At 29.3% G+C, this 8,098-nt stretch carries 12 protein-coding genes; 5 read left to right on the plus strand and 7 right to left on the minus strand.

What is annotated here, in order from left to right; translation table 11 throughout:
- Positions 1-7: 7 nt before the first annotated feature.
- Complete coding sequence (locus DP68_RS19190) at positions 8-142, minus strand: FeoB-associated Cys-rich membrane protein (protein ID WP_291547844.1); 135 nt, start codon at positions 140-142, stop codon at positions 8-10.
- Between the two features lie 275 nt (positions 143-417).
- Here DP68_RS19190 and DP68_RS07190 point away from each other — a divergent pair, with 275 nt between their 5' ends.
- Together DP68_RS07190 and DP68_RS07195 are read left to right on the plus strand one after the other, a co-directional pair.
- Positions 418-1,137: a response regulator transcription factor gene (locus DP68_RS07190; protein WP_035307886.1), complete on the plus strand. Its 720-nt coding sequence runs from the start codon at positions 418-420 to the stop codon at positions 1,135-1,137.
- On the plus strand, positions 1,134-2,537 hold the full coding sequence (locus DP68_RS07195) for a HAMP domain-containing sensor histidine kinase (RefSeq protein WP_035307888.1): 1,404 nt from the start codon (positions 1,134-1,136) through the stop codon (positions 2,535-2,537). Before DP68_RS07190 ends, DP68_RS07195 begins: the two co-directional genes overlap by 4 nt.
- Positions 2,538-2,593: 56 nt before the next feature.
- Here DP68_RS07195 and DP68_RS07200 read toward each other — a convergent pair whose 3' ends face one another.
- Positions 2,594-2,965 carry a four-helix bundle copper-binding protein gene (locus DP68_RS07200; protein WP_035307889.1) on the minus strand — a complete coding sequence of 124 codons (372 nt, stop codon included), beginning with the start codon at positions 2,963-2,965 and terminating at the stop codon, positions 2,594-2,596.
- A 149-nt stretch (positions 2,966-3,114) separates the two neighbouring features.
- Here DP68_RS07200 and DP68_RS07205 point away from each other — a divergent pair, with 149 nt between their 5' ends.
- On the plus strand, positions 3,115-3,795 hold the full coding sequence (locus tag DP68_RS07205) for a TIGR01906 family membrane protein (protein ID WP_081957116.1): 681 nt from the start codon (positions 3,115-3,117) through the stop codon (positions 3,793-3,795).
- Between the two features lie 61 nt (positions 3,796-3,856).
- Here DP68_RS07205 and DP68_RS19485 read toward each other — a convergent pair whose 3' ends face one another.
- The 4 genes from DP68_RS19485 to DP68_RS07215 form a co-directional block, all read right to left on the minus strand.
- Positions 3,857-4,030, minus strand: a complete 174-nt coding sequence (locus tag DP68_RS19485) for a hypothetical protein (RefSeq protein ID WP_291547849.1) — start codon at positions 4,028-4,030, stop codon at positions 3,857-3,859.
- Entirely contained in the window at positions 4,018-4,170 is a 153-nt protein-coding gene (locus DP68_RS19490) for a hypothetical protein (protein ID WP_291547851.1), read from the minus strand. The genes DP68_RS19485 and DP68_RS19490 overlap by 13 nt, the downstream gene beginning before the upstream one ends.
- Before the next feature lie 150 nt (positions 4,171-4,320).
- Positions 4,321-5,028 carry a DUF421 domain-containing protein gene (locus tag DP68_RS07210; RefSeq protein WP_052085692.1) on the minus strand — a complete coding sequence of 236 codons (708 nt, stop codon included), beginning with the start codon at positions 5,026-5,028 and terminating at the stop codon, positions 4,321-4,323.
- A 10-nt stretch (positions 5,029-5,038) separates the two neighbouring features.
- The gene (locus DP68_RS07215) at positions 5,039-5,737 is read right to left on the minus strand and encodes a YetF domain-containing protein (RefSeq protein WP_035307892.1); all 699 of its coding nucleotides are present in this window, start codon (positions 5,735-5,737) and stop codon (positions 5,039-5,041) included.
- A 191-nt stretch (positions 5,738-5,928) separates the two neighbouring features.
- On the opposite strand from DP68_RS07215, the gene DP68_RS07220 reads away from it, so the two are divergent.
- Both DP68_RS07220 and DP68_RS07225 read left to right on the plus strand, forming a co-directional pair.
- Positions 5,929-6,132, plus strand: a complete 204-nt coding sequence (locus DP68_RS07220; protein ID WP_035307893.1) for a DUF1657 domain-containing protein — start codon at positions 5,929-5,931, stop codon at positions 6,130-6,132.
- Between the two features lie 112 nt (positions 6,133-6,244).
- Positions 6,245-6,592 (plus strand): four-helix bundle copper-binding protein, encoded by a 348-nt coding sequence (locus DP68_RS07225; RefSeq protein ID WP_035307895.1) that lies wholly within the window; start codon positions 6,245-6,247, stop codon positions 6,590-6,592.
- Positions 6,593-6,783: 191 nt separating this feature from the next.
- On the opposite strand, the gene DP68_RS07230 is transcribed toward DP68_RS07225, so the two are convergent.
- The gene (locus DP68_RS07230) at positions 6,784-8,049 is read right to left on the minus strand and encodes a YeeE/YedE family protein (RefSeq protein ID WP_035307897.1); all 1,266 of its coding nucleotides are present in this window, start codon (positions 8,047-8,049) and stop codon (positions 6,784-6,786) included.
- Between the last annotated feature and the right edge of the window lie 49 nt (positions 8,050-8,098).

Genomic DNA, 8,098 nt, shown 5'->3' on the forward strand with positions numbered 1-8,098 from the left:
AGCAATATTATTTTTTTATCTTTCCTTTTGATTCACTACAGCCACCACAGCCGCAGCCACCTGAAGCTTTACCTTTAAACTTACTATATATTGTGTAAATCGCAAAAGCTGCTATTAAGGAAGCAACTAGTATTTCAATCATATTGTTATTCACCTCCTCCATTATTTGTTATAATTATGTGCTCTAAATTATATAAACTTTTTATGTAATCCGTATGAAGATGAAGAAAAAAGCCATAAGCATTATTACTTTTGTATTTCTACACAATTCCTTCATAATCAATTTATATAATTTGCTGTGGAAGTCTATACTAAAAGAAAAGTCATACCATCAAATACTAGGAAACTATACATCCTAGTGTTTTAGATATATAAAATGTAATAAAATTATATTAATAATTTTTAGAGGTGATAAACATGAATAATGATGAATTTAAAATACTAGTTGTAGATGATGAACAAAATATATTGAATGTAGTTAAAGCTTATCTAGAAAAGGATGGATTTAGGGTAGTTACTGCAATAGACGGTGAGGCAGCTCTTAATATATTTAATATGGAGATAATTCATCTTATAGTTTTAGATTTAATGCTTCCTAAGTTATCTGGTGAGGAAGTATGTAGTAAAATAAGAGCTGCTTCTACTGTGCCTATCATAATGCTTACTGCTAAGGCAGATGAAGATGAAAAAATAGAAGGAATATCTATCGGTGCAGATGATTACTTAACCAAACCTTTTAGTGCTCGTGAGTTAGTAGTGAGGGTAAGAGCTTTACTTAGAAGATCTTACAAAGATTCACTCCCTCTTGCTGATATTTTAAACTTTAATAATGGAGATTTAGAAGTTGATATTAAAAAGATGTTCATTAAAAAGCAAGGAGATGTTATAAGTCTAACAACAAATGAATTTAAAATATTGAAAGTATTACTTGCAAATCCAGAAACAGTATTCTCAAGAGAACACTTAGTAGAAAAGGCTTTCGGAATTGACTATGAAGGATATGATAGAACAATAGATACTCATATCAAAAACATTCGACATAAGATAGAGGATAATCCTAAAGAGCCAAAATATATAATAACTATTTACGGAATGGGCTATAAGTTTATCCCGAGTTTTACTGAGGTGAAAAGATGAAACTCTCTTTAATGAAGAAACTTTCTTTAGGATTTCTTTTAGCAGTACTAGGATCTATTATTTTAACGAGTCTGATATCAAATTATGCAGTAGGAAAAGAATTTCAAAAGTATTTAGTTGATGAACATAAAGTAAAAATAGATAATATAATAACCATTGTTGAGGACTTATATAATGAGCAAAATAGTTTTACAAATATAAATGAATCAGAACTACAAAGATATGCAGAGATGCAGGAATTGTATATTGAAATAAAAGACTCAGTTAACAATACTGTATATTCTTCAGGTAGTGCTCATTTGTATCATAAAAGCATGATGCAAAATATGATGGGTTCTAATATGCATAATTTTTCAGGAATGAATACTGGTGAATATACTGAAAATAAATACACCTTGCTTTCTAATAATAAGAAGGACATCGGTACAATAACCGTTGGTTACTTTGGAACTTCATATCTATCTTCTGGTTCTGTTACTTTTATAAACACGTTAAATAATTCTTTTATTATTGCTGCTTTTATAGCTCTAATTTTTGGATTTATAATTAGCATAATTATATCTAGGCAGCTTTCTAAACCTTTGCTTATAATAACTAAAACAGCAAATGAGATGCGAGCTGGAAATCTTGAATCTCGAGCTTTCATCAAGACAAATACTAAGGAGTTGGATGAACTTTCGAATTCAATAAATTATTTAGCAGAATCGCTAAGTAAGCAAGATATGCTCAGAAAAAGATTAACATCAGACATGGCTCATGAATTAAGAACACCACTTACTACATTAAAAACCTATGTTGAAGCTTTTATTGATGGCATATGGGAACCTACTACTGAAAGGCTTGAAGTCTTCTATGAAGAAATTCAAAGATTAACAAAACTTGTAGATAATCTTCGTAATTTAGCTAAACTTGAGCAGGTAGATCTTAACTTAAATAAGAGTAATATTAATTTATCAAATGAATTAGAAAAAATTTTAGATACTTTTAAGCCTCTATATATAAAAAAAGATTATAATTTAGTTTGCAATATATCTCCTGATGTAAAAGCAACTATGGATAAAGATAAGCTTAAGCAAATAGTAAATAACCTTCTTTTAAATGCTTATAATCATTTAAATCCTAATGGAGCAGTTGAGGTAACGTTAAAGAAAGAAAAACAAAATATTATCATAAAAGTTATTGATAATGGTATAGGTATTCCTGAAAAAGACTTGCCTTATATATTTGAGAGGTTTTATAGAAGTGATTTATCCCGCACTAAAAATACAGGAGGTTCAGGTATAGGACTTACAATTACAAAATCCTTTGTTGAAGCTCATGGTGGGAAAATATATGTTCAAAGTAAGTTGGATGAAGGAACTACTTTTACTATTGAGTTTCCCAATATTTTATCTTCTTAAAAAATAAGCCTGATAATTAAATAGTCAGGCTTACTTTTTTTATATTCTCACTATTATTACATGTTTACCATTCTTCTACACTCATTGTCACATTGTCTGCAAATGTCTGCAGAAGTCTGGCAATGCTCATCTTTAAACATTTCACATTCAGCAGCACATTTTTCACATATTGTTGAACACACATTACATATTTCTTTTGTATTCATACTTCCTCTTGCCATGTAACAAGCAGCTGTTGAACAAATTTCAGCACAATCTTGAAGTGTTTTAATACAATTGATTCTAGCACTTACATCAGGTCCTTGAAGGCACATAGTTAAACATTCTTGACATATTTGAGCCCGCTTCATACATGCCTCTATACAAGTTTGATGAGGGTTTCCACCTGGCATAAGTGATACTGCTGGCATATTCATTGTTGCTGGCATAATTACCAGCTCCTTAAAATAAATTTTATTTCGATACTTATTATCTACTTTACTCTTAAATTACTATGACAATTTTTCACACTATCTTCATATTCATTTTTTATAATGGTAAATGTACATAAGAAAATTTTATACATGGGGGTCATAAAATGTATTCACCAGTTTACACACATCAAATTGAAACAAGAAAAAAAGGAAACTATAAATTATTTCAAATATTATTTTCTTTAACATTTAGTTTGTTTATTATTGCTTCAGCAGTAAAATTCACATTGATGTTTAAATCTTTATACTATTTCGATATTCAACACTTAAATATAGTAGATCATTCAAACTTTAGTAAAGATGAAATAGTAAGAAATTATGATTATGTTATTGATTATTTATTAAGCTCAAAAGAAGAAGACCTTAAACTGCCATCGATTCCTTATTCAAAATACGGACAAATTCACTTCAAAGATGTCAAAAGAATTTTTACTTCTGTTGATGTTTTGCTAGCTGTAACTGGACTTATTAGTGGTGTAGGTTTATTACTTAATCTTAAACATAAAAACTTAGATTTTTTAAAACAAACCTCTTCCATATTAATAATACTTCCAGCAGTTCTTTTGACAGTTTTTATGATAAATTTTGATGCTTTTTTTACTATATTTCATAAGATATTTTTTAGAAATGATTACTGGATATTTGATCCTGACTTGGACCCCATCATAAAGATACTCCCTGAAGAATTTTTCTTTCACTCTGCACTATTAGTTGTAATTCTAATAATTTTAAGTATCATAATCTTAAAGTTGCTTTATAAGAAATTTAGTAGATTAGCATATTAAATATTGAACAGTAAAAAATACTACCTAATTCTGAAGGTAGTATTTTTATGAATTAAAAGTATTATAAACTTCTATTCATCATTCTATTAGGGATTACATTATTATTCGTACTTCTATTTTTATTAATACTTTCATTAGTATTTTTATTTGAGCCATGACAAGCTTCTGCTCCCCCCATTGAATTATGCATTTCAATCATTCCTTCTCTTCCTATGCTTTCCATCATATTAGCCATATTTTCATTTCCACTTTTTTCATTATATCAATCATCTTTTTAAAATCTTCTTCTGTTATAGTATTCATAAAACCATCCATAGCTTTATAATTTCCTTTTTCTACTTCGTTAGGCATGTCCTCATAGCTATTTCCCCTCATTATATCCAGCATATTGTTGTTTGCGTAGTATTTATAAAGAAGCAATAGAAATACTAAAAAATATCTTTGTGAAAAGTCCAGCAAGTTATTTGCTGGACTTTAGTTCATAATATAAAATCAATGTGACAAAACTTTACTATTATATGTTTATTAATCTTTTTTAGAGATATATAGTTTTTTAGAATTATCTATGGTAGCAAGATAGATGTTTGTTATATCATATACATTATACATAGCGAGATTATTCATAAGCCATTCTTTATCTACCCCTGAGTTAGTTAAATTTTCTTCAAATAATTTGCCATCATTGATAATAACTAAAGGTAAATCTACAGGTTTAGCAGTAAGCTTTAAATCTGTTGGATTAACTGGTCTATGAGATTCTTTTTTTATAATACTAAAATGACCATTAGGCTCTAAAATTGCATATTTAACTTCTGAAATGTCAAAAACATTCTTAACTCTTAATTCACTCATAAGTAAATCAATATTTATAAAATGTTTTTTTAAATTTTTTCTTATTATTTTCCCATCATCTATTAAAATTAAAGGTTTCCCATTAAAAAATAAAGATAAAGCTCTATTTTTTAGAGATATTAAAGTGATCATATAATGCCAAAAAAATAAAGTTGCTAATGGAACAATTATATATGTAAAGGAAACTTCTCCATCTAACAATGGAGCAACTGTAAGAGCTCCCAATATCCATATCACTGCAAAGTCATAGGCAGTTAACTGATTTATAGTTCTTTTTAGCATATATCTTCCTACCAAAAAAGCTATTATACCTACTAAAAAGGTTCTTATTACATATCCAAATAATGAAATATTTTTTATAACGCCAAAAATCTTAGGCATGAGAGTCCTCCTATGAACTTACATATAATTTTTTATCGGAAGTTAAAATTCCTAAATAAATATGATTTATGCTATCTATATTATTGGATTTAAGTTCAGTTTTAATCCAATCATAACTCAATGAATTAATCTTAAGAATTTGTTTATCTACATTTCCTTTATAAATAAGAATTTGGGGCAAACTATCCTGTTTGGGTTCTATTGCCATATCTAACTTAGTTACAGGAAGGCTATTGCTATTTATAGCTGTACTAAAATCCCCTGTGGCTTCTGCAATTAAATACTCTACTTTTTCAATATTGGGTGCATCTTTTTGTCTTAGTATAGAAAATAAATTATCAATTGTTAGTTTTGCTTTTGAAAGATTTTTTTTTAGGATTTTACCATTTTTAACTAATATAATAGGTTTTTGAGAAACTACAGATGGAGCTTTAAAATATAAGTATGAAATAAACAAATTAATTAAAGTGTATATTACTATTATAACCATTGCATCTACTAATCTTGATTTAGGATTAACCATGCGAGAAGCTGCAATATGACTAATGCCCGCAGCCATTAAAAAATTATATGGGGTTAATATACCAGGTTGACGAAATCCCATTGCTTTAGTTGAACCAAATAACATGAAGTATAAGATAGATGCTCTGATAAATAGCTCAGGTATATTTAACTTTTCTCCTTCAAAAAAAATAGTATATATATTCATAAAATCACCTCTTGAAATTTATTACATTAAGGAAAAATTATTTCCTTTTGGCAAGATTGTATTTATATGTTAATATCGTTTCTAAAGTATATTTTAGACAACAAATAGTTATATTATGTATGTAACTTAAGTTATTATAGTGTACACATAATAACTATATAAAATTTTACAATTTAAAGGAGGAATTAAATATGGCAACTGTAAACAAACTTGAGCAAGCCTTAGCAAGTGCTCAAGGGTTAGCTGCTCAATTAAAAACATTTTCCATGGATACAAATGATCAACAATCTAAACAAACTTTTAAACAACTAGCACAAACAAGTGAAAACATAGCACAGACACTTCAAAGTAGACTTGATTTTGTAAAATCAGAGGAACCACAATATAGAGAATAATATTAGAAAATGATATTGTTAGCACTAGAGTTATTATTTCATGAATATAAAACTGATTTTTTCCACATGCTACATTACGTACTAAAAAATTAAATTAAAAGGAGTGTTTGAGATGGGAGTAGTAACTATGACTACAAATAACTATCAAAAATGTATCGATGAATGCACTAGATGTGCTCAGGCATGCTATGAATGTTTTGAGGCATGTCTTAATGAACCTGACTTAAATGCAAGAAAAAATTGTGTAAAAATTCTAGTTGAATGTGCAAAGATGTGTGAAATGTCAGCAGCTATTATGTCTATGAATGGCCAATTTTCAAAAGAACATTGCAAAATGTGTGCTACAGTTTGTGATACATGTGCAAAGGAATGTGATATGTTTAAAGATGAGCATTGTCAAAAATGTGCACAAGAATGTCGCACATGTGCTGATGAATGTAGAAAAATGTCAGGTATGTAACAACTTAAGAAACAGTTAGTAATTTTAGTACGTTACTAACTGTTTTTTGCTTTTAAATATGTATATGAAATTATTAAATTTATATTGTGATTGTGAAGGAATTATGAAAGTGTATAATATCTGCACAGATTAATTTCTTCTTTTAAAAAACCTCGCAGTCATTTCACCACGAGGTTTTTTAAATTATTATCCTATACTTTAGATAACTTCTTACTAAACGTATTGCCTACAATACATCCTAAAACCATGAAAATTAAAAATATCCAGCCAGATAGCGAGAAGTTAGCAATTGGTGTATATAGTGCCCCCACGTTACAACCATTAGCTAGACGAGTACCAACTCCCATAGTTATACCACCTAGGGCAAATAACATCACTTCTCTTTTGGCTATATACATTCCTGATATAAATGTTTCCTTGAATTTGCCTGCTGTTAAAAGATAAATTACTGTTCCAAGTAAGATACCAAAGTTTTGTACTGAAACCGGATGCTCAATGAATGGCTGAACAAAAGCCTTTGGTGCCATTTTAGTAAATGATGCAATTGAATCAACTGAAACTCCAAAAGCCATTAATAGCTTGCCAAACCAAATACCATAAGGGGTAGAAGCTCCCCAACCTGCCTTTGTTGCTCCCATTAGCAATGTGAATAGCATACTAAGAACTATTACACCTTGCTTTAACGTCCATGGCTTTACGAAAATATGATTATAAGTTGCAGTGCTGAAAAGCCTAAAATTTTTGCTGTCAAAAACCTCATCCATATCCTGTACCTTTTCCATAGGATGACCAATATAGGTACTTTTCTCTTTACGATGACTTTCATAAAAGTAAGAAATAGCAATTACTATGCTACAAAATATACCTACTAATACAAGTGCACCTAGATATCCTTTTACACCATCCCATTTAAAGAAATCTGGCAGAAAAACTCCACCACCTAGTTCTTCACCAGTTGGTGTAGAAAGCCAAGATTTTTTTACCCACGATGCAGTATTTTGTATAGGGAATCCAACAAATACTCCTAATCCGAAAAATATTAGTGTAAAAAATGCCCTTGGCAGACCTGTAACTAAGTCAGTAAGCACTCCAGAAGCACAGCATGATGAGAATGCCATACCAAATCCAAATAGCAGCCCACCTAAAATCAAGCCTAAGTTAATAGGATTTATCCAAAGATCATATGCTTTAGATTCTGCATTAAATAAAATAGCAGCAGTTAATATACATGTAATGAAGAACATGAACATCATGGTTCTCATAAGTTTCGTTGAACCGGTATTATATGCACGATTAACGCTACCTGCAAATCCCGTATACGCTCTTGTTAAAGCATAACCTAGTCCTACCCCAATCAAAATTCTAAAAAACAGTGCATCTGTTTTTAAAAGTGTCTTTCCCAAAATTAATACTAATAAAATTGCTATAAATCCTAAAATATTTTCTATCTTTTTCATTTTTACCTCCTATTATAAAAAATTGTAATCTGTAACTATTTTTTCTCTT

This window comes from Clostridium sp. HMP27 (assembly GCF_000765165.1).
Taxonomy (GTDB): domain Bacteria; phylum Bacillota; class Clostridia; order Clostridiales; family Clostridiaceae; genus Clostridium_AK.